The 20,265-nt window shown below is 61.3% G+C and carries 20 protein-coding genes; 15 read left to right on the top strand and 5 right to left on the bottom strand.

From position 1 onward, the window contains the following. Nucleotides 1-36: 36 nt before the first annotated feature. The 7 genes from B5495_RS08240 to B5495_RS08210 all read left to right on the top strand — a co-directional run bounded on the left by B5495_RS08240 (nucleotide 37) and on the right by B5495_RS08210 (nucleotide 8,150). Nucleotides 37-849, top strand: coding sequence for an N-formylglutamate amidohydrolase (locus B5495_RS08240; RefSeq protein WP_079552862.1), 813 nt, complete (start codon nucleotides 37-39; stop codon nucleotides 847-849). Beyond that, nucleotides 842-1,438, top strand: coding sequence for a TRAP transporter small permease subunit (locus B5495_RS08235; RefSeq protein ID WP_079552861.1), 597 nt, complete (start codon nucleotides 842-844; stop codon nucleotides 1,436-1,438). Before B5495_RS08240 ends, B5495_RS08235 begins: the two co-directional genes overlap by 8 nt. After that, entirely contained in the window at nucleotides 1,438-2,760 is a 1,323-nt protein-coding gene (locus tag B5495_RS08230) for a TRAP transporter large permease (RefSeq protein WP_079552859.1), read from the top strand. The genes B5495_RS08235 and B5495_RS08230 overlap by 1 nt, the downstream gene beginning before the upstream one ends. Nucleotides 2,761-2,936: 176 nt before the next feature. Next, complete coding sequence (locus B5495_RS08225; RefSeq protein ID WP_079552857.1) at nucleotides 2,937-3,989, top strand: TRAP transporter substrate-binding protein; 1,053 nt, start codon at nucleotides 2,937-2,939, stop codon at nucleotides 3,987-3,989. Nucleotides 3,990-4,129: 140 nt separating this feature from the next. Continuing rightward, nucleotides 4,130-5,491, top strand: a complete 1,362-nt coding sequence (locus tag B5495_RS08220; RefSeq protein WP_079552856.1) for a glutamine synthetase family protein — start codon at nucleotides 4,130-4,132, stop codon at nucleotides 5,489-5,491. A 57-nt stretch (nucleotides 5,492-5,548) separates the two neighbouring features. Next, nucleotides 5,549-6,928 (top strand): aldehyde dehydrogenase family protein, encoded by a 1,380-nt coding sequence (locus tag B5495_RS08215; protein WP_079552854.1) that lies wholly within the window; start codon nucleotides 5,549-5,551, stop codon nucleotides 6,926-6,928. A 76-nt stretch (nucleotides 6,929-7,004) separates the two neighbouring features. Beyond that, the gene (locus B5495_RS08210) at nucleotides 7,005-8,150 is read left to right on the top strand and encodes an iron-containing alcohol dehydrogenase (RefSeq protein WP_079552852.1); all 1,146 of its coding nucleotides are present in this window, start codon (nucleotides 7,005-7,007) and stop codon (nucleotides 8,148-8,150) included. 29 nt (nucleotides 8,151-8,179) lie between these two features. On the opposite strand, the gene B5495_RS08205 is transcribed toward B5495_RS08210, so the two are convergent. Both B5495_RS08205 and B5495_RS08200 read right to left on the bottom strand, forming a co-directional pair. Next, nucleotides 8,180-9,178, bottom strand: a complete 999-nt coding sequence (locus tag B5495_RS08205; RefSeq protein ID WP_079552850.1) for an LLM class flavin-dependent oxidoreductase — start codon at nucleotides 9,176-9,178, stop codon at nucleotides 8,180-8,182. A gap of 170 nt (nucleotides 9,179-9,348) precedes the next feature. Further along, nucleotides 9,349-10,674, bottom strand: coding sequence for a serine hydrolase domain-containing protein (locus tag B5495_RS08200; RefSeq protein ID WP_079552848.1), 1,326 nt, complete (start codon nucleotides 10,672-10,674; stop codon nucleotides 9,349-9,351). A gap of 113 nt (nucleotides 10,675-10,787) precedes the next feature. On the opposite strand from B5495_RS08200, the gene B5495_RS08195 reads away from it, so the two are divergent. The 5 genes from B5495_RS08195 (at nucleotide 10,788) to B5495_RS08175 (ending at nucleotide 13,668) form a co-directional block, all read left to right on the top strand. After that, nucleotides 10,788-11,498: an SIMPL domain-containing protein gene (locus B5495_RS08195; RefSeq protein WP_079554981.1), complete on the top strand. Its 711-nt coding sequence runs from the start codon at nucleotides 10,788-10,790 to the stop codon at nucleotides 11,496-11,498. 100 nt (nucleotides 11,499-11,598) lie between these two features. Then, nucleotides 11,599-12,186 carry a hypothetical protein gene (locus B5495_RS08190; RefSeq protein ID WP_079552846.1) on the top strand — a complete coding sequence of 196 codons (588 nt, stop codon included), beginning with the start codon at nucleotides 11,599-11,601 and terminating at the stop codon, nucleotides 12,184-12,186. A 13-nt stretch (nucleotides 12,187-12,199) separates the two neighbouring features. Then, on the top strand, nucleotides 12,200-12,973 hold the full coding sequence (gene cysQ / locus B5495_RS08185) for a 3'(2'),5'-bisphosphate nucleotidase CysQ (RefSeq protein WP_079552844.1): 774 nt from the start codon (nucleotides 12,200-12,202) through the stop codon (nucleotides 12,971-12,973). A 43-nt stretch (nucleotides 12,974-13,016) separates the two neighbouring features. After that, nucleotides 13,017-13,334: a hypothetical protein gene (locus tag B5495_RS08180; protein ID WP_154045244.1), complete on the top strand. Its 318-nt coding sequence runs from the start codon at nucleotides 13,017-13,019 to the stop codon at nucleotides 13,332-13,334. Nucleotides 13,335-13,434: 100 nt separating this feature from the next. After that, complete coding sequence (locus B5495_RS08175; protein ID WP_331712875.1) at nucleotides 13,435-13,668, top strand: glycine zipper 2TM domain-containing protein; 234 nt, start codon at nucleotides 13,435-13,437, stop codon at nucleotides 13,666-13,668. Between the two features lie 88 nt (nucleotides 13,669-13,756). Here the strand turns inward: B5495_RS08175 and B5495_RS08170 are convergent, their stop codons facing one another. The 3 genes from B5495_RS08170 to B5495_RS08160 form a co-directional block, all read right to left on the bottom strand. After that, nucleotides 13,757-15,265, bottom strand: a complete 1,509-nt coding sequence (locus tag B5495_RS08170; RefSeq protein WP_231897139.1) for a methyl-accepting chemotaxis protein — start codon at nucleotides 15,263-15,265, stop codon at nucleotides 13,757-13,759. A 389-nt stretch (nucleotides 15,266-15,654) separates the two neighbouring features. Then, nucleotides 15,655-16,029 (bottom strand): hypothetical protein, encoded by a 375-nt coding sequence (locus tag B5495_RS08165; protein ID WP_079552842.1) that lies wholly within the window; start codon nucleotides 16,027-16,029, stop codon nucleotides 15,655-15,657. A 167-nt stretch (nucleotides 16,030-16,196) separates the two neighbouring features. Next, entirely contained in the window at nucleotides 16,197-17,096 is a 900-nt protein-coding gene (locus B5495_RS08160) for an aldo/keto reductase (protein ID WP_079552840.1), read from the bottom strand. A gap of 206 nt (nucleotides 17,097-17,302) precedes the next feature. Between B5495_RS08160 and B5495_RS08155 the strand changes: the two genes are divergently transcribed. From B5495_RS08155 to B5495_RS08145, 3 genes are all read left to right on the top strand, one after another. Further along, the gene (locus B5495_RS08155; RefSeq protein WP_079552838.1) at nucleotides 17,303-17,644 is read left to right on the top strand and encodes a zinc ribbon domain-containing protein YjdM; all 342 of its coding nucleotides are present in this window, start codon (nucleotides 17,303-17,305) and stop codon (nucleotides 17,642-17,644) included. 195 nt (nucleotides 17,645-17,839) lie between these two features. Further along, nucleotides 17,840-18,901: an HlyD family secretion protein gene (locus B5495_RS08150; protein WP_079552836.1), complete on the top strand. Its 1,062-nt coding sequence runs from the start codon at nucleotides 17,840-17,842 to the stop codon at nucleotides 18,899-18,901. Beyond that, a complete protein-coding gene (locus B5495_RS08145; protein WP_231897137.1) occupies nucleotides 18,891-19,976 on the top strand; it encodes a DUF2955 domain-containing protein in 1,086 nt (361 codons plus the stop codon). The genes B5495_RS08150 and B5495_RS08145 overlap by 11 nt, the downstream gene beginning before the upstream one ends. The last annotated feature ends 289 nt before the right edge of the window (nucleotides 19,977-20,265 follow it).

Below are 20,265 nucleotides of genomic sequence, written 5' to 3'. Positions count from 1 at the left end.
TGATGAAAATCTCTCTTCAGAGGCGAGGAGAGCATCATGACGTCAGAGGGCGTGGCAGGGTCGTCGCAACAGGCATCGCCAAGCGTGGAGATAAGCAATCGGGAGGGTAGCGGCCCGGCGGTGATTCTGTGTGAGCATGCCGCCTGCGATATCCCCGAGATGTATCAGGGTCTTGGGCTTGATCCGGTGCACCGTAGCAGCCATGCCGCATGGGATCCCGGCGCCCGCGCTGTGGCCGTGAAGCTCTCTGACGCGCTCGATGCGCCGCTGATCGCCAGCCGTGTTTCGCGGCTGGTGTATGACTGCAATCGCCCACCCGACGCCGCCAGCGCCATGCCCGAGCGTTCGGAAATCATCGATGTGCCGGGCAATCATGATTTAACGCCGGCGCAGCGAGCGGCACGGGTCGATGCCATCTATCGGCCCTTTTGCCAGGCGGTATCCCGTGTGCTGGCCGACCGGGCGGCACGCCATCTCCCCACGGTGCTGCTCACTCTGCATAGTTTTACGCCCTACTACTACGGGCATACCCGTCGCGTAGAGATCGGCATTTTGCATGATGCCGATACGCGACTGGCCGACGCCATGCTGGCGCAGACGCATCGCTTACCCCACCGCGACATTCAGCGCAACGCGCCTTACGGCCCGGAAGATGGCGTCACCCATTCGCTCAAGCTGCACGGCATGGGTAACGGCCTGGCGAACGTGATGGTCGAGATTCGTAATGATCTGCTGGCCACGCCGGATGCTGAAGCCACCATGGCGAATGAAGTATTGCGGTTGATCCTGCCGGCGTTGGCGACATTGGGCTTTGCGGTTCCGCCGCAGGAGGGTGAGCGCGATGCCTAGGGCTATCCTGCTGTATATCAGCGCCGTTGAGGCGCTGAATCGCTTCATCGGACGCATTGCGATGTATCTGATCTTTGCCTTGATTGGCGTCCTGCTGTGGTCGTCGGCATCCAAGGTGTTCATGACCCCCTCGCTGTGGACGCTGGAAACTGCTCAGTTCGTTATGGTGGCGTATTTCGTGCTGGGCGGGCCCTATTCGATTCAGCTGGACGCCAACGTGCGGATGGATCTCTTCTATGGCAGCTGGAGCCCGAAAACCAAGGCGCTGGTCGATGCCTTTACGGTGTTTTTCCTGCTCTATTATCTCGGCGTGCTGCTGTATGGCGGGCTGATTTCGTTGTCCTATTCGCTGGGTTATTTCGGCAAAGAGCCGTTCATGTTTTTACTTGGCATTACCTGGACTTTTCTGACCCAGGGGCCGTCGGCGGCGAGTGAAAGCCTTGGCTTTCTGGAACGCAGCTCAACGGCCTGGCGGCCTTTCATGTGGCCGATCAAGTCGGTGATCTGCCTGGGGGTATTTTTGATGGTTCTTCAGTCCCTGGCCGAGTTCTTCAAGGACATCGGTCGCCTGCGCGGAGTGTTCAACTGATGCCTTACGAGATGATCGCCATTGTGATGTTCAGCTCGATGATGCTGATGTTAATGACCGGGCAGCGCGTGTTCGGGGCGATCGGCTTTGTCGGGGCCATTGCGGGTGTGCTGCTGTGGGGCACGGGCGGCGTGGATATCCCGTTTTCGTCGGCGATGAAGCTGATGAAGTGGTATCCGCTACTGACTCTGCCGATGTTTATCTTCATGGGCTACGTGTTGTCGGAAAGCGGTATTGCAGATGACTTGTACAAGATGTTTCACGTCTGGATGGGCCCGGTCAGGGGCGGCCTGGCTATTGGCACTATCGGCTTGATGGTACTGATTTCGGCGATGAACGGCCTGTCGGTCGCCGGCATGGCGATCGGCGCTACCATCGCCTTGCCCGAACTGCTGCGGCGCGGCTACGACAAGATCATGGTCACCGGGGTGATCCAGGCGGGCTCCAGCCTGGGCATTCTTGTGCCGCCCTCGGTGGTGCTGGTGCTATACGCCATGATCGCGCGCCAGCCGGTGGGGCAGCTGTGGCTGGCCGGGGTGTTGCCGGGACTGATGATGGCGACGCTGTTCATCCTCTACATCTATTTGCGCTGCCGTATACAGCCCGCGCTTGGCCCCGTGTTGCCGATTGAAGAGCGCGACGTGTCGCTGGCTGAAAAGCTGCGGCTGCTGGGGGCGGGCGTGCTGCCGCTGGTGATCTTTGCGGTGATGATGGTGCCTTTCGTGAAGGGCTGGACCTCGCTGGTGGAAAGCTCCGCCGTCGGCGCCATGGCCGCCTTGGTGGCGGCGGTTCTCAAGGGGCGCATGACGCGCAAGGTGTTTGAAACCTCGGTGCGCCAGACGCTGGCGATTTCGTGCATGTTCATGTGGATCATTCTGGCCGCATTGGCCTTTGGCGCCATTTTTGACGGGCTGGGCGCGGTCAAGGCAATCGAAGACCTGTTCACGCAACGTCTGAATTTTTCGCCGTGGATGATCCTGATCCTGATGCAGCTCAGCTTTATCGTGATGGGCACCTTTCTGGACGACACCGCCATGCTGGTGATTGTCGCGCCGCTTTACGTGCCGCTGGTCGATGCGCTGGGGTTCGACCTGATCTGGTACGGCATTCTCTACACCATCACCACCCAGATTGCCTACATGACGCCACCATTCGGCTATAACTTGTTCTTGATGCGCGCCATGGCGCCGCCGGAGGTCGGTTTGCGGGATATTTACCGGTCGATTATCCCCTTCGTCGTCGTGATGGTGGTCGCTCTTGGCCTGGTAATGCTCTTTCCACAAATTGCGCTATGGCTGCCCGGCTACGTTTATGGAAGCTGACAGCAAGGAGACTACGCTAAAGGAAGAAAGGGAAGACGATCTGTAAAAGGGACGTAAACAGCAAGAGGTGACGCGGCAATCAACGACAAGCGCTTGGCTAACGGCATGTTGGGGCAGCGTCAGATAGGCAGTACCGCGTGTGCCATATCCGGCATGCCTCATCAGGAGAGCGAAAAATGACAACAAGACGCAAGTTTCTGATAACCGCCGCTAGTGCCGCCGCCATGACGCCACTGGCTTCCCGGGTTGTCGCCCAGACTTCATCCGAGCCCACCATCCGCTGGCGCATGCAGACCTATGCCGGCGCCGCGCTGGCCGAGCATGTGGCCAAGCCGGCGATTGATCTGTTCAACCAGATTGCCGGCGACCGCATGCAAATCGAGCTGTCCTATGCGGATCAGCTGGTGCCCACCGGCGAGCTGTTTCGCGCCATGCAGCGCGGCACCATTGATGCGGTGCAGTCGGATGATGACTCCATGGCATCGCCCACCGAAGTGGCCGTATTCGGCGGCTACTTCCCCTTTGGCTCGCGCTACAGCCTGGACGTGCCGGTGCTGTTCAACCGCTATGGCCTCAAGGAAATCTGGGAGGAAGAGTACGCCAAAGTGGGGGTCAAGCACGTGAGTGCCGGCGCCTGGGATCCTTGTCACTTCGTGACCAAGGATCCTATCCGCAGCCTCAAAGATCTGGAAGGCAAGCGCATCTTCACCTTCCCCACCGCGGGCCGCTTTCTGTCGCAGTTCGGCGTGGTGCCGGTGACGCTGCCCTGGGAGGATATCGAGGTCGCCGTACAGACCGGCGAGCTCGACGGCATTGCCTGGTCGGGTATCACCGAGGACTACACGGTGGGCTGGGCCAGCGTGACCAACTACTTCCTGACCAACAATATCTCGGGCGCCTGGATTGGCCACTTCTTCGTCAACATGGAGCGTTGGGAAGCACTGCCGGAAGACCTCAAGCTGCTGTTCGAAGTGTGCTGCGAACAGTCGCACTACTATCGTCAGTATTGGTACTGGGGCGGCGAGGCCGACCTGCGCGTGAATGGCACCAAGCTTGAGCTGACCTCGATCCCCGATGCCGAGTGGGAAAAGGTGGAGAACGCGGCGGAAGACTTCTGGGACGAAATTGCGGCGCAGTCCGAGATCAAGGCCAAGGTGGTCAAGATATTCAAAAAATACAACGCGGATATGCGCAAAGCCGGGCGGCCCTACCGCTATGGCCAGGCCTGAGTCACTCCCTTCGCCCCGGCCAATCGCCGGGGCGCACCCTACAACGCAAGGTTCTGGCCGGGTTCTTGAATGAACTCTTGAGCGAGCTTTTGAATCCGTTCAGGGCCTGACTGACGGCGATCCGCAAAGGAGCCTCATTGATGAGTAGCGCGCTGACGTTGGATGCCCTGACGGCTCAGGTGAAAAGTGGCGAAGTGGATACGGTGCTGGTGTGTTTTGTCGACATGCAGGGCCGCTTGATGGGCAAGCGCCTGCATGCGCACTATTTCCTGGAGAGTAAAGGGGGCGATACCCATTGCTGCAACTATCTGCTGGCCACCGATCTTGAGATGGAGACGCCGGGTGGCTATGCCAGCACCTCCTGGCAGGCGGGCTACGGCGACTACGTGATGCAGCCTGATATGGCCACGCTGCGCCCGGCGCCCTGGCTTGAAGGCACGGTGATGGTGCTGTGCGATGTGCTGGACCACGACGCCAACGCGCCGGTGCCGCATTCGCCACGCGCGGTGCTCAAGCGTCAGCTGGCACGGCTAAAAGCCATGGGGTTCGACACGGTGATGGCGACCGAGCTTGAGTTCTACCTGTTCGAGAAAAGCGTCGAGGAGATCCGCAAGTCGGGCTTTCGCGATCTGGAACCGATCAGCGGCTATAACGAGGACTACCACATTTTCCAGACCACCAAGGAGGAGCATGTGTTGCGCCCGGTGCGCAACCATCTTTATGCGGCGGGCATCCCGGTGGAGGGCACCAAGGGGGAAGCCGGCTGCGGTCAGGAAGAGCTCAATATCAATTATGCCGCGGCGCTGGATACCGCGGATTACCACACCATTGCCAAGCACGCGATCAAAGAGGTGGCCTGGCAGCAGGGGCGCGCGGTGACCTTTTTGCCCAAATGGCATCATGCCCATTCGGGTAGCTCAACGCATATTCACCAGTCGCTGCGGCAGGGCGGCGAGTCTGCCTTTTTCGATGCCAACGATGCGCTGGGTATGTCTGCGCTGATGAAGCACTACCTGGCCGGATTGCTGAAATATGCCCCCGACTGCACCTACTTTCTGGCGCCGTATATCAACAGCTACAAGCGCTTTCAGAAAGGCACTTTCGCGCCCACGCGCACGGTCTGGTCGGTGGATAACCGCACCGCGGGTTTTCGTCTTTGTGCGGCGGGCACCAGGGCCGTGCGGGTGGAAAATCGCATTGGCGGCTCGGACGTGAACCCGTACCTGGCCATGGCCGCGCAGCTGGCCGCCGGCATCAAGGGCATCGAGGATCAGCTGGAGCTGACGCCGCCCGCCGAAGGCGATACCTATCAGGGCGAAGGCGGGCTGATTCCGCAAAACCTGCGCGACGCAAGAGATGCGCTGAAAGGCTCGGCCATGCTACGGGAGGCGCTGGGCGATGACGTAGTTGACCACTACGCCCGCGCCGCCGAGGTCGAGATGGAGGCCTTCAACCAGGTCGTGACCGATTACGAGATCGCACGCGGATTCGAGCGCGCCTGACGCGTGCCGTTATCTTGTCGTAAAGCGTGCTGTAGGACGTGAACAGAGGAGATAAAGATGGGGCACAAGCTGCAATGTATCTCACCGATTGATGGCTCGGTCTTTGCCGAGCGTGACGTGCTATCGCACGATGCCGCCCGGCAGGCCGCCGAACGGGCGCGTGCGGCGCAGCCGGAATGGGCAGCACGGCCGCTGCAGGAGCGTATCGATCTGGTCATGGCCGGCATTGCCGCCGTGGGCGAGATGAACGACGAAGTGGTGCCGGAGCTGGCGCACATGATGGGTCGCCCGGTGCGCTATGGCGGTGAATTCGGAGGCTTTGAAGAGCGCGGCAGCCACATGGCGGCCATTGCCCAAAGCGCTCTGGCCACTATCGAGGTGGGCGAGGACGCCACCACTACACGCTATATCAAGCGCGTGCCGCACGGCGTGGTGCTGGTCATCGCGCCGTGGAATTACCCTTATATGACGGCGATCAACAGCGTGGCGCCGGCCTTGATCGCAGGCAACAGCGTGCTGTTGAAGCATGCCACCCAGACCCTGCTGGTAGGCGAGCGCATGGCGCGAGCTTTTCATGCGGTGGGCGTGCCCGAAGACGTTTTCCAGAATGTCTTTCTCGACCACGACACCACCTCGGGGCTGATTGCCGAGCGGGCCTTAAACTTCGTCAATTTTACCGGCTCGGTCGGCGGCGGGCGCGCCATGGAAACAGCAGCGGCAGGCACCTTTACCGGGCTGGGACTGGAACTGGGCGGCAAGGACCCCGGCTATGTAATGGAAGATGCCGACCTTGATGCGGCGGTGGCGACGCTGATCGACGCGGCGATGTTCAACTCGGGGCAATGCTGCTGCGGCATCGAACGCATCTATGTCCACGACAGCCTATATGAAGCCTTTGTCCATAAGGCAGTGGCAATTGTCGAGGGTTATACCCTGGGCCATCCGCTGGACGCCACGACGGATATCGGCCCCATGGCGAATATCCGCGTTGCCGATGAGGTGCGCGCTCAGATTGATGAAGCCGTGGCCGCCGGCGCCACGCGCCATATCGCGCAACAATCTGCAGATGACGGCGGCGCCTACCTGACGCCACAAATCCTGACCGATGTGACCCATGACATGCGCGTGATGCGCGATGAAAACTTCGGCCCGTTGGTGGGCATCATGAAGGTGTCTGGCGATGACGAGGCGATCCGGCTGATGAATGACAGCCCGTTCGGCTTGACCGCCAGCCTGTGGAGCGCGGATATGGCGCGGGCGCAGCGCGTCGGTGACCAGCTCGAGACCGGCACCGTGTTTCTGAATCGGGCGGATTATCTTGACCCCGGCCTGTGCTGGACGGGCTGCAAGAATACCGGCCGCGGGGGCAGTCTGTCGGTGATTGGCTACCACAACCTGACACGCCCCAAGTCCTACTATTTAAAGCAACTTATTTAAAGCGACGTATTTAAAGCAACTTAGTTAAAGCAACCCACATGCCAAAAAACACCCATGTGTTGAAGGAGGTGGCGACATGCCGCTGACAGGAAACTGGTCGTATCCTACCGCCATCCGGTTCGGGGCTGGCCGTATTGCGGAGCTGCCCGGGGCCTGCGCCGAGGCGGGCATCACCCGGCCGCTGCTGGTGACCGACCGGGGGCTGGCCGACTTGCCCATCACCCGGGCCACGCTAGGCATTATGGAAGCGGCGGGGCTTGGCCGTGGCCTGTTTGCCGAGGTCGACCCCAACCCGCATGAACAGAACCTGGCTGCAGGGGTTGAGGCCTATCACGCGGGCGGCCACGACGGCGTGATTGCCTTTGGCGGCGGTTCGGGGCTGGATCTGGGCAAGATGGTCGCCTTCATGGCAGGCCAGACGCGCCCGGTGTGGGATTTTGAAGATATTGGCGACTGGTGGACCCGCGCCGATGCCGATGCCATTGCGCCCATTGTAGCCGTGCCCACCACTGCCGGCACCGGCGCGGAAGTGGGTCGCGCCAGCGTGATTACCAATTCTCACACCCATGAGAAAAAGATCATCTTCCACCCCCAGGTGCTGCCGGCGGTGGTGATTTGTGATCCCGAGCTGACGGTGGGTATGCCCCGGCCGATTACCGCCGGTACCGGGCTGGACGCCTTTGCGCACTGCGTCGAAGCGTTTTCCAGCCCGCATTACCACCCGATGAGTCAGGGCATTGCTCTGGAAGGCATGCGGCTGGTCAAGGATTACCTACCGCGCGCCTACGCTGACGGCAGCGATATCGAAGCGCGCGCGCAGATGATGAGCGCAGCAATAATGGGGGCCACCGCCTTTCAGAAAGGACTGGGGGCGATACACGCCATGAGCCACCCCATCGGCGCGGTTTTCAACACTCACCACGGCACCACCAACGCGGTCTGCATGCCTGCCGTGCTGGATTTTAACGCCGACCACATTCGCCCGCGTTTCGACATGGCCGCCGCGTATCTGGGTATCGACGGTGGGTTCGACGGCTTCAGGGACTTCGTGCAGGCACTCAATGACCAGCTGGACATTCCACACACGCTCTCGGCGCTCGGGGCAAACCCCGAGCGTATCGATGAGCTGGCCACCATGGCCCTTCAAGACCCCAGCTGTGGCGGCAACCCGGTGACGCTAAGCGTGGATAACCTCAAGGCGCTGTTCCAGCGCTGTATGTGAATCGGGTGATGTGCCCGCCGCGGCTTCTTTTACGCATCCCGCCGCAGCGCATCCAATAGCTCGATGGAACGCAGCCGGTCGGCCCGGTCGTACACATCGGTCACCACCATCAGCTCGTTGGCGCCGGTTTGCTGCAAAAAGTCTTCCAGCCCCTCACGCACGGTAGCGGGACCCCCGACGATCGCCGCTCCCAGGTTTTGTCCGACGGCGGCGCGCTCGCGGGGCGACCAGTCGATACTTTCCGTCGGCGGCAATGATTTAATGCTCTTGCCGCGGTGCAGGTTGAGAAACTTCTGCTCGGCGGTGGTGTTGAGGTAGTGCGCGTGGGCGTCGTTGTCGGCGACCAGCAGCGGCATGCCGACCATGGCGTAGGGCTCGTCGAGCATCGCGGAGGGGCGGAACTGGCTGCGATAAAGGTGCAGCGCCTCGAGCAGGTAGCCGGGGGCGAACTGGGCAGCAAAAGCAAACGGCAGACCCAGCCGTGCCGCCAGCTGGGCGCTGTAACCGCTGGAGCCAAGCAGCCAGATCGGCACGTTGGTGCCCTGGCCGGGAACGGCCTGAATACGCTGCCCGGGCGCGGCCTTATTCAGGTAGCTACGCAGCTCTTCAAGCCGCTCGGGAAAATCATCCACGCCGGCGAACGGGTCGCGACGCAGGGCGCGCATGGTCGCACCATCGGCACCCGGTGCACGCCCCAGCCCCAGGTCAATACGCTCGGGGTAAAGGGTTTCCAGCGTGCCGAACTGCTCGGCAATCACCAGCGGCGCATGGTTGGGCAGCATGATGCCGCCGCTGCCCACGCGAATGCGCTGGGTCTGGCCGGCGATATGGCCGATCAGCACCGAGGTGGCGGCGCTGGCAATGCCGTCGATGTTGTGGTGCTCGGCCAGCCAGTAGCGGTTATAGCCAAGCTCGTCGGCCTTTTGCGCGAGGGCGACGCTATCGTTAAAGGTTTCGCTGGCGGTGCCGCCTTGGCGGATAGGCGCCAGATCCAGCACAGAAAGAGGAGTGTTGCTGAGTAAGGACATGCCGGCCTCGGAAAAGTAGTTAGTCGACTAATTTATTTCTTGACCCCCGAGGATGCCTGTAACACGGCGCTGATGCAAAAGTAGGCCATGATAAAGGCTGGCTGAGCCGTAAAATTGCAACGAGCAGGCCGGAACCCGAGGTGGCGCCGGCCTGTTCTGTTTCCCTTGCGTTATCGCGCCATCAGGTAGTCGCCCACGGCGCGGTAGGCCGGCAGTGACGTAGCGTCGCTGGCCGCGTTGGCGGCTTTGGGGTGCGAGGCCAGACGCACGATGACCATGTCGGCTTCGGGGTCGATCCAGATCGTCTGGCCGTGTACGCCGCGAGCGGCAAAGGCGCCGTGGTCGTCGTGGCTAACCCACCACATGCTGTGATAGCTCCAGCCTTTGAGGCCGTCGTAGCCGGCTTTGGCAAAGACGTCTGGATCGCCGCCCTGGCGAATGCTGTCGATGGCCTCGGCGGGAAGAACCTGCTCGCCGTCGAGCTCACCGCGGTCCAATACCAGCTGGCCCAAACGGCCGACGTCGCGCAGCGTGGCGTTAAAGCCGCCGCCGGCAAACGGCGTGCCGATGGAGTCAACGGTGTAGAACGCCTCGCGCTCGGTGCCCAGGCGCGACCATACCCGCTCGGCCAGCCAGTCAGCGACGCTTTGCCCGGCGCTGCGGGCAATCAGCCAGCCCAGCGCATCGGCGTTTACGGTGCGGTAGCCAAAGGCCTCGCCGTGCGCGTACTGGTCGTCTTTTTCTACCGTTTGCAGAAATTCAAAGTAGCTGCGCGGGCCGTCGTAGTCGTCCGGCGGCGGCAGGGGGCTGCCGGCCTTGGCGTAGGTCCAGACGTCGGCGTCGGGGTCCGAGTAGTCTTCGGAGTAGTCCAGCGCGGTGGTCATGTCCATTACCTCGCGCACCCTGGCATCGCCAAAGGCGCTGTCGGCAAGCTCGGGGATCACGTCGCGTACTAGCGCCTGGTCGTCCAGCGTGCCTTCGGCCACCAGCGTTTCACCCACCAATCCGGTGATGGATTTGGTCACCGACATCACGCCGTGCAGGGTGTTTTCATCGAGGCAGCCGGCGTAGCGTTCGTAGACTACCTCGCCGTGGTGCATCACCAGCACGCCGTCGCTGTGGTTGACGTCAAAGGCCTCGTCGAAGGTCATGCGGTCGTCACTGCCGGTGGGCTGAAAGGTCACGTCGCCGATGCCGTCGTCAAGCGCTTGGGGCAGCTCACGCGCGCCTGCAGTGCCGTTATCCACGCCGGCGGTGGGCATCAGCTCGCGAAAGTGACACACCGTCCAGCCGAGCTTGGGCGGGGCGAAGTAATCATCGTCGGTAAAGCGGATGGTGCGGTTTTCCGGCGGCGGAAAGCCCTGCATCCAGCCGTCTGGTCCAGCGTCAGCGCTGGCATCCGCTTTGGTGTCGGCAGTATCGGCGGACTGAGCCGCAGCCAGCGGGCTTAGCATCAATAGTGCGCTGCTTAATAGCAGGCCGTAACGAGTCGACATGAGAGGCGTCCTTTTTGTCAGCGTTTGCGTTTATTCTACGCTCTATGCTCAAAGCTAAACCAAGCGGCGCGTATAATCGACCCGCATCATTGCAAACCATGCGAGGACAAATGATGAAAGTAATTCCTGCACTGATTCTGGGCGTTGCGGCCATGATTGCCGCGTTGTTTGTGGGCAACGGGCTGACCGACTTGGGCACCGGCGATCGCTACGTCACGGTAAAAGGCCTGGCCGAGCGCGAGGTGACGGCGGATACCGCGCTGTGGCCGCTGCGCTTTGTGGCCTCCGGCGAGACGCTTAACGAGGCGCAGTCCAATGCCCGTGACAGCCACGATGCGGTGCTTGAGTTTCTCAAGCGTCAGGACATCAAGCCGGAGGCGGTAGAGCTGCAAAAGCTCAGCGTCAAGGATACCGGCGCTGACCCTTACCAGCGCGGCGACGTCGAGCAGAAATTCATCATCAACCAGACGCTGACCGTGCGCAGTCATAACGTTGAACGCGTGCGCAAGGCCGCCCAGGCCGTCAGCGAGCTGGTCGATGCCGGCGTCGTGCTCTCGTCTGACTACGGCGCAAGCGGCCCCAGCTACCTGTTCAGCCGGCTGAACGAGATCAAGCCCGCGATGATCGCCAGGGCCACCGCCGCCGCCCGGGAGTCTGCCGAGCAGTTTGCCCGGGATGCCAACGCCGAGGTGGGCGAGCTGCGCCGCGCCAATCAGGGTGTGTTCCAGATCCGCGCCCGGGATCAGGCCGCGGGTATGAGCCAGACCCAGCAGGCGGAGAAAACCGTGCGTGTGGTCACCACCATCGACTATTACCTGGATTAAACGCACGTTTGGTTAAACGTGCCCGGCAGTCTATGATTAGCGCTAATTTTGTTTAGCGCTAATCAGGTAGTGCAATAATCATATAATACGTAGGGATACTATGCGCTGGACGTTGGTGATTGCGATTGTGTCGGGCTGGTTTAGCTTGGTTAGCCTGCTGTGCATTGTCTATCTGCTGCTGGCGGAGAAGAAGGCGGGGCCGGGTAAAAAGGCCGCACCGCCTCGGACGGTTGCTGGCGCTGGCGGCGCCGTGAGCGACACGCCTGCGTTGATCGATGCCGAGGCGGGCGCCTGGGGGCTGTTTGTGATGTTTGATAATCCGAGCATGGGGCTTAACGAACGCTTGGGCACGCTGCTGGCATCAGCCGGGGCGGTGTCTGAAAGCCGGACCAAAACGTTTACCCTGGCGGGAGACTCGCCGCGCAATCCCATCCACATTGCCAACGCCTACCCGCCGGGCACGCTGCCGTCGTTCAATCAGGATAACGGCACGATGCCGATCAAGGGCATCAGCGTAAAGATGATCAAAAAGAACCGCTCGGCCACGCCCAACAAGCTGCAGCTGGCGCGTCTGGTCACGCTTACCCGTGAAATTACCCGGCTGGGCGGCAAGGCCGTGGATGCAGAAAAGCACCCCGTTTCCGAGCAGGGCTTCCAGGCCGTGATCAACGGCAATGCCAGAGTGTAAAAGGACGCTGCCCATGACGTGGATTGATCAGACGTTGCTCAGCGCCGTCACGCGCATTGCCCGCGACGCCGGTGAGGCGATAATGGACGTGTACGCGCGGGGTTTCAGCGTGACCGAAAAAGCCGACCACAGCCCGCTGACCGAGGCCGATCTGGCCGCGCACCGGGTGATCGTGGCGGGGCTTGCCGCACTGCCCGAGGCCATTCCTATATTATCTGAGGAAGATGCCGGGAGCTTTTCCAGGCCCGACGCGCAGGCGCGCTACTGGCTGGTTGACCCGCTGGATGGCACCAAAGAATTCATCAAGCGTAACGACGAGTTTACCGTCAATATCGCGCTGATCGAACGTGGCCGGCCGGTGCTGGGCGTGGTGTTGGTGCCGGTTACCGGCGTGGCCTATGTGGCGGCAGCGGGGCTGGGTGCGCACAAAATTCATGCCGACGGAAAATGCGTGGCGATTAGCGTGGCGGGGCGCCCGGCCGCCGGGGCAACCTGGCGGGTGATGGGCAGCCGTTCGCATGCAGGCGTTGCGCTTGCCGGCTGGCTGGAAACGCTGGGCGCCCATGAGCTGACGCCGGTAGGCAGCTCGCTCAAGTCGTGCCTGATTGCCGAAGGTCGGGCGGATGTTTACCCGCGCCTGGGGCCCACCAGCCTGTGGGATACCGGTGCGGCGCAGGCGGTGCTGGAGCAGGCCGGCGGCCGCGTGGTGGATCTGGCCGGGGAGTCGCTGGATTACGCTGACCCTGCGCAAACGCTGAATCCGTCGTTTGTTGCCTGGGGCTTTTAGGCGTTTCTACCGTGTTATGGTGTTGTTTTTAAAGGATATAGCTGTGCGTTTTATTATGACATTGGCGGTGCTGGCAGGGCTGGTCTACGGCGGGCTCTATGTGTATTACGACGCCAGCCTGTCTCGCGCCGTTGAGGAGCGCTTGGGCAATGCCGGGTTGAGTGATGTCACAGTAGAAGCGGTGGACTTCAGCCCGCTGGCGCCGCTGCTGACCGAGACGGAGGTAAGCGCTGAGGTGGCCTATGGCGGCCTTGATGCGAGCGTGAACCTGCGTGTGGTGGGGCATCCGTTGTTTACCGATGAGCTTTCTCTTGAGCTGGGCGGCCTGGAGGCGTTGCGGCTGGGCATCGGCGGCCAGTAACGTTGCCCGCCAAACTTCGCATTTGCTCCACATAGGGAACCCCAGCGACTCGTATCGGGCATGGTAAAGTAGGTGTCACGCTAACGAGGAGAGGTGACTTATGAACGCAACATCGATCAAAACGCTGAAAAAAGCCGCTTTGAGCGCTACTGTCGTGGCCCTGATGCTTGGCCTGAGCGCCTGCTCCAGCATGTCCGATCAGGATAGGAACACGGCCGTGGGCGCCGGTGCGGGTGCCGTGGGCGGCTCCGTACTGACCGGTGGCAGCACCGCGGGCACCGTGGGTGGCGCCGTTGTTGGCGGCGTCATTGGTCATGAAGTTGACGACGACTGATTATCGCCCTGATGGCCAAATCAAATAAAGGGCGCCGCTTATGCGGCGCCCTTTATTGTGTTAGCACGTCTGCCTGAAAGGCCCTGTGTTAAAACTCCTCCCACTCGTCGGCGGTGCTGGCCGGTGCCGGAGGGCGGGCCGGCGTTTTCCGCGCGCTGGGCAGCGGCGCCGGCGCTTTGCGCGTGGCAGCAGGCTGAGCGTCATCGTCGCCCAGCACGAAGGTATCCACCAGCTCGCTCAGGCGAGCCGCCTGGTCGCGCATGGACTCCGCGGTGCTGGAGGTTTGCTGCACCATGGACGAGTTCTGCTGGGTCATGGTGTCCATTTCGGTCACCGCGGTATTGACCTGGCTGATACCGGCGCTTTGCTCCCGGGCACCGGCGCTGATTTCGGCGATCACGTCAGTCACGCGGGTAACGCTATCCACAATCTCGCGCATGGTGGTGCCGGCGCGTTGGACGGTCTCGCTGCCCTGGCGGGTGTACGTCGTGGCGGTATCGATCAGCCCGCGTATTTCGCTTGAGGCATTGGCGCTGCGGCTGGCCAGATCGCGTACTTCCTGGGCGACCACGGCAAAGCCACGGCCGTGTTCGCCGGCGCGTGCGGCTTCCACCGAGGCATTAAGCGCGAGAATGTTGGTCTGGAACGCAATGCCGTCGATCATGGTGATGATCTCGCCAATGCGCGTCGCCGAATCGCTCAGGTTGCCCATGGTCTGCTCGACCTCGGTCATGGCTTCGCCGCCCTGGCGCGCCACGGTGACGGTGGAGGTCGCCAGCTGGTTGGCCTGCTGCGCAGACTCCGAGCTATGGTTGACCGTCGAGGTGATTTCTTCCATCGACGACGATGTTTCCTGCAGATTGGCGGCGGCCTGTTCGGTGCGCGAGGCCAACTCTTCGCTGCCCTGGGCCATTTCACTGGCGCCGTGGTGAACCTCATAAACGCTGCGGCGTACGTTGATCAGCGTGGTCTGCATGCGTTCGACAAAGGCGTTGAACTGCTCGGCCAGCGCGCCGATTTCATCATCAGTGGTCACCTCAAGCCGTTGGGTCAGATCGCCGCGGCCCTGGGCAATATCGCGCATGGCAGACGCGGTCTGATTGATTGGCCGCACCAACCGGCGCACCAGCCAGATCGCCATCAGCGCGATGATGATAAAGACCCCGAGGCCAATGAGCACGGCGATAATGATGCTGGTCTGCAGGGCATCTTTAGCATCTGCGCGTACGGCAGCCATGGTGCGTTCGATGTCGGTCATGTAAACGCCGGCGCCCATTACCCAGCCAAGCTCGGGCATATTGAGCACGTAGGACTGCTTGGGTTCTACCTGGCCGGTGTTGGGGTGTTCCCAGTCGTAGCCGTAAAAACCGCCGCCGTTGCGCCCGGTTTCAATCATGCCCTGCACAATGTAGGTGCCGTCGCTGCCCTGCATGTCGTAATTGTCCTGACCGACCAGCGTTGGGTTATCACCCAGCACGGTGCTGACGCCGTCGTAGTCGTAGGCCCAGAGATAGTTGCCGTCGTCAAAGCGGACGTTTTGCAGCAGTTCATGGACGCGCTGGCGCATGGCTTGATCGCTAAGCGCGGGATCTGTCAACAGTGGCGCAATGGCGCTGTGGGCGCTTTCGACGATGCTTTGGACTTGTGACCAGCACTGCGGCCACCAGAAATAGTGGAATCAGCACTAGCGCGAGTATTTTGGCCTGCAGGCCGGAAAAGCGGGACGTGCTGTGGGAAGCATGAGATTTGGGCATGAACAGTTCCTTATTGAAGATAGAAAACATGCAGATAAAGCCGAATGGCTGGTTATAAACAGCTATCGGCCTGAGTTCTTTTTCCTTGAGGCGCGTTGCGTTGAACTGCTCAACGCAACGTTGATAACGCGCGCCTGTGCAGGCTCATGAAGGTATGCGTGAAACGCAAATGCCCCGCTGCGTGGGCAGCGGGGCGTTCGGATAAGGCGGCCGGCGCGTTACCGCGGTGGTATTAAAACGGCACGTCGCGCCGGCCGGTTTGAAACGCTACCACCTTGCGGTAGATTTCCTTGGCATGCTCGACGGCGTCGCTTTCCATCTCGTCCGGCGTGATGGGGATGTTGCCTTGGCTGCCGTGGCTTTGCAGCAGGCTTTTCACGTCACCGCGATAGCGCTCAAGCAGGTGCTCAAGGTTGGTGTTGATCACCTGTAGTTCCAGGGTGAACTGGCGACGCTGTTCAAGCCGCCTGGCGAGGTCGTCACCCGTGGCCGCCCCGTTGATCAGGGTTTCCAGGGTCTGGTTTACCAGCTTTTGCGCACGGTGCAGGCGGGGAACAATGACGTACACCACGTCGTAAAGCGAAAGCGGAGCGCTGTAGGTTTGCATGGGGTTTCAACGGGCACGGTAAGAAGATGGCCCGCCAAGTTTACGCGACGCCGTCGCACCGGCAAGCACGGTGACAAAAATGGCCGCTTGGTTGCAAAGCGTTACGTTGAGTGATGACAGGCTGAACACGGCGACATTCGCCGCCGTGTGCGTATTGGCTGGGTGGCTTAGACGATATCCAGCGGCTCTTTGCGCTTGGGCGCGGGAAAAGCAGCGTCCAGCCGCCGGCAGATGGCGTCATCAAGTGTGACGCTAAGCGCCGCAGCGTTTTGCTCAACGTGGCTGATTTGCGCGGCCTTGGGAATGGCGATGACGTCGCGGCGGCCGTCGCTGCTATGAAAATCGTGGGGGCGAATCGCCCAGGCTAGCAGCAGCTGTGCAGGGGTAATGTTGAGATCTGCGGCAATGCTCAGCACCTCGGGGTTGTCCAGCAGCTTGCGCCGCAGGGTGCCGCCCTGGGCCAGCGGACAATAGCCCATAGCCGGCATACGGCGTTCGCGCATCCACGGCAACAGCGAGTGTTCGATGCCCCGCGAGCCTAAATGGTAAAGCACTTGGTTGACCGCGCAGGCATCGCCGCCGTCGAGGTTGTAGAAGGTGTCGATTTCGTCGGCGTCGAAGTTGGACACGCCAAAGCGGCGGATTTTGCCGTCCGCCTGCAGCCGCTCAAAGGCTTCGAGGGTTTCGTCCAGCGGAATACCGCCCGGCCAGTGCAGCAGGTAAAGGTCCAGGTAGTCGGTGCCCAGACGCTTGAGGCTTGCCTCGCAGGCGGCAATGGCGCTGTCGCGCCCGGCGTTCCAGGGAAATGCCTTGGAGACCAGAAACGCCTGTTCGCGGCGGTCGGCAAGGGCCTCACCGACCACTTCTTCGGCGCCGCCGTTGCCGTACATTTCGGCGGTGTCGACAAGCGTCAGGCCCAGTTCGAGGCCGTGCTGCAGCGCGCGGACTTCGTCGCGGCGGGGCGTGAGGTTCTCGCCCATAAACCAGCTGCCCTGGCCAATGGCGGGTAGCTCAACGGCGGGCTCGTGGGCGGTCGCGGCCAGGCGCACGTGGGGATGTGACGACATGGCAGTTCTCCTTTTCTATTGCGGGTGGGCGGTGGCCTGCTTGGCTGCGCAGGTACGCCTGATAATGGAAAAGCTTTCCATACTAAAAAGCTTTCCATACTACTTGCGGGTGATGCAAGGGGACAGCCGAACGGCTCGTGTCGGGCGGGTTTTTGCTAGACTGCAGGCCTTGTTCTATTCATGCCCCCGCTATTGAGGAAACGTCCATGAGTCAGCTGCCCCCTTGCCCGCAGTGCGGGTCCGAATATACCTATGAAGATCAGGATATGTTGATTTGCCCCGAGTGCGCCCACGAGTGGGTGATCGACGGCGCGGTGGAAGAAGACAGCGACGCGCCGCTGATCAGCGATGCCTACGGCAGCCTGCTTAAAGACGGTGACACCGTCACCGTGATCAAGGATTTAAAGATCAAAGGGGCGTCGTCGGTGGTGAAGGTCGGCACCAAAGTGAAAGGCATCCGCCTGGTCGAAGGCGATCACGACATTGACTGCAAGATCGACGGCATCGGCGCCATGAAACTGAAGTCCGAGTTTGTCAAAAAGGCCTGACGGCGTATCAACACCTCCGCTGTTTGTTAGCCTGCTAAACTGTGTTATGTTTAGCGGGCTAATCGTGCTTCAGCCTGCCGTGTTGAAGCGAATCGTATTGTGCAGTTTGGCAGCGGCCTGACCGCTGCACCGGCGAATCCCCTTGGTTCGCCGTTTTTGTTTGTTTCCCCCTCAAGCTATGCCAGAGAGAATGCCATGACCCCAGAGCAGCGTTTTGCCCGCTGGGTACGCGCGGCGATTGTGCTGTTCGTCGTAATGTTTGTGTACTTTGTGTTTGCTGATACCTACATGCCCGCCACGCCTCAGGCGCGGGCGCTGCGCCAAGTGGTGCGGGTGGCGCCGCAGGTAAGCGGCCAGGTGGTTGAGGTACAGGTAAATAATAACGCCCGTGTGCGCCGCGGCGAGGTGCTGTTCCGGATTGACCCGGAGCCGTTTGCGTTGGTGGTCGACAAAGCGCAGCTGGCGCTTGACCAAGCGCGGCGCGATAACGCCGGGCTGGATGCCTCGCTTGCCGAGGCCCGTGCAAGCCTGGCCAGGCAGCAGGCGTTAACCCGTGAGCTCGCCCAGGAGCGCCGCCGCATGCAGTCGCTGCTTGAGCGTGGAAGTGTGTCGCGCCAGCGGTTTGAGTCGGTCAGCGCCGATGCCAAGGCCGGCGAAGCAGCGGTGAAGGCGGCTGAGGCCAAGGTGCGTGTGCTAAAGGTGCAACGCGGGGAGGGCGGCGAAGATAATCTGTTGTTGCGTCAGGCGCGCAATGCGCTGGCCGAAGCCGAGCTCGATGTGCGCCGCACCACAGTGCATGCCGAGCAAAGCGGCTACGTCAGCAATCTGCAGCTCAACGCGGGCGATAGCGTAAGCGCCGGCTCGCCGGTGCTGGCCACCGTGGGCGACCGGCTAGATATCGTTGCGGATTTCCGCGAGAAAAGCCTGCGTCATATGGGCCCTGGGGATAAAGCCTGGATCGCCTTTGATGCCCGCCCCGGCGAGGAATATGCAGCACGAATCACCTCCATCGATGCCGGCGTGCGCGATGGTCAACTACTGCCCGATGGCAACTTGGCGCACATTCCCCAGACCGACCGTTGGGTGCGCGATGCCCAGCGCATTCGTGTGCACCTGCGCCTTGATTCTCCGCTACAGGCGCTGCCGCCTACCGGGGCGCGTGCCACGGTGCAGCTGGCGCCGGTGGCCAACCCCGTAGCACACGCGCTGGCGCGGGTGCAGGTCGCGCTACTCAGCATGCTGCACCATGTCTACTGATACGAAGTCCACTAGCACCAGGGCTACCAATACCCAGTCGACTAATACCGGGTCTACCGGCAAGCCACACGCGCTGGGCGAGAACGATTTTCGTCAGTGCCTGCGCGTGGCCTGCGGCGCGGCACTGGGTTTTGTGGTCAGCCAGCTGATGAACTGGAACTACGGGGTGTTTTTTACCGTGTTTCCGATGTTTCTGCTGGGGATTGTGCCGGTGCTCAACGGCCATGTCGTGCGCCAGTTTCTAGGTAATGCGCTGGTCAACTGCGTTGAGGTTAGCCTGGTGGTGGGGCTAACCCAGCATATGCCGCTGGTGATGCTGGGTTTTGCCTTCGGACTGTTTTACACGCGTTTTCGGCTGATGGCGCGTGGTCCGTTTTTCCTGTTCGGCGCCAACGGCGTGTTGACGCTGAGCATTCTGCTGCATTTTGCCAGCTATCCCGAGGTGGATCTGGCTGATCTGTTTGCCAGCAATGTGGTGGCAAGTTTGCTGGCGGTGGCCATTGCCGGGCTGATGCACGTGGTGTTTCCCGACGTCACTCCGCGACAGCCGCCGCCTAAAATGGCAAAAACACCGTCGCGAATTCGTCACGAAACCCTGATCGGGGCGATGACCGTGACGCTGTCGTTTGCGGTGTTCCAGACGTTTGACCTGCGCGACTCGCTCTCAGCACAGATGTCCACGGTGCTGATTTTGTTTGCGCTGGGCTACCCCGGCGCGCGTCTGTCGGCGGGCAAGCGCGCCGTGGGCACGCTGTTGGGCTGTAATTTGGCAGTGTTCGCCCAGCTTTTGCTGTATACCCAAAGTCAGCATTTTGTGCTGGTAACGCTGCTTTACTGGCTGGGGCTGATGTTGTTTTCGCGGATGCATATGCTGGAACGCGCCGGTTCGGGCGTCGGTTTTGGTGGATTGACCACGCTGGGCATTCTGTTTGGCCAGTCGCTTTCGCCCCATCAGGATTTGATTTACAGCGCGCTATACCGTTTTTCTTCGATGTGCGTGGCCATGGCGTTGACGGTGCTGGTGATGGCACTGCTTGATCGCTTGCTTAACGCCTGGGAGCCGACCCGCGGCTAGCGCACCTGATGCGCCTTCTAGCGCGGGTTGCTGAAGCCTAAAAGCGAGGATGCACTAACCCCCGAGAGGGCGCCGGTTAGACTTTTACCCTGTGTGGCTGTACGATAATCCACGAAAGCCGTTACGGCTAGCCTGCCCACGCGCAGCAACGCCCAGGCCTCTTCGATTTTATCGGCTAACGTCATCGATAGGAGAAGGCAGTCATGCCATCCCACTATTCCGACGCAGGCCGCTGCATGTCGCGCCGTCCACCGCCTTAATACCCGTTTCGGGTAGCGTCTGAACGGCC

Origin of the sequence: Vreelandella subglaciescola, assembly GCF_900142895.1 — a bacterium.
GTDB lineage: Bacteria > Pseudomonadota > Gammaproteobacteria > Pseudomonadales > Halomonadaceae > Vreelandella > Vreelandella subglaciescola.
The sequence above is the reverse complement of the archived record's forward strand: the minus strand, read 5'-3'. Positions and strand labels throughout refer to the sequence as shown.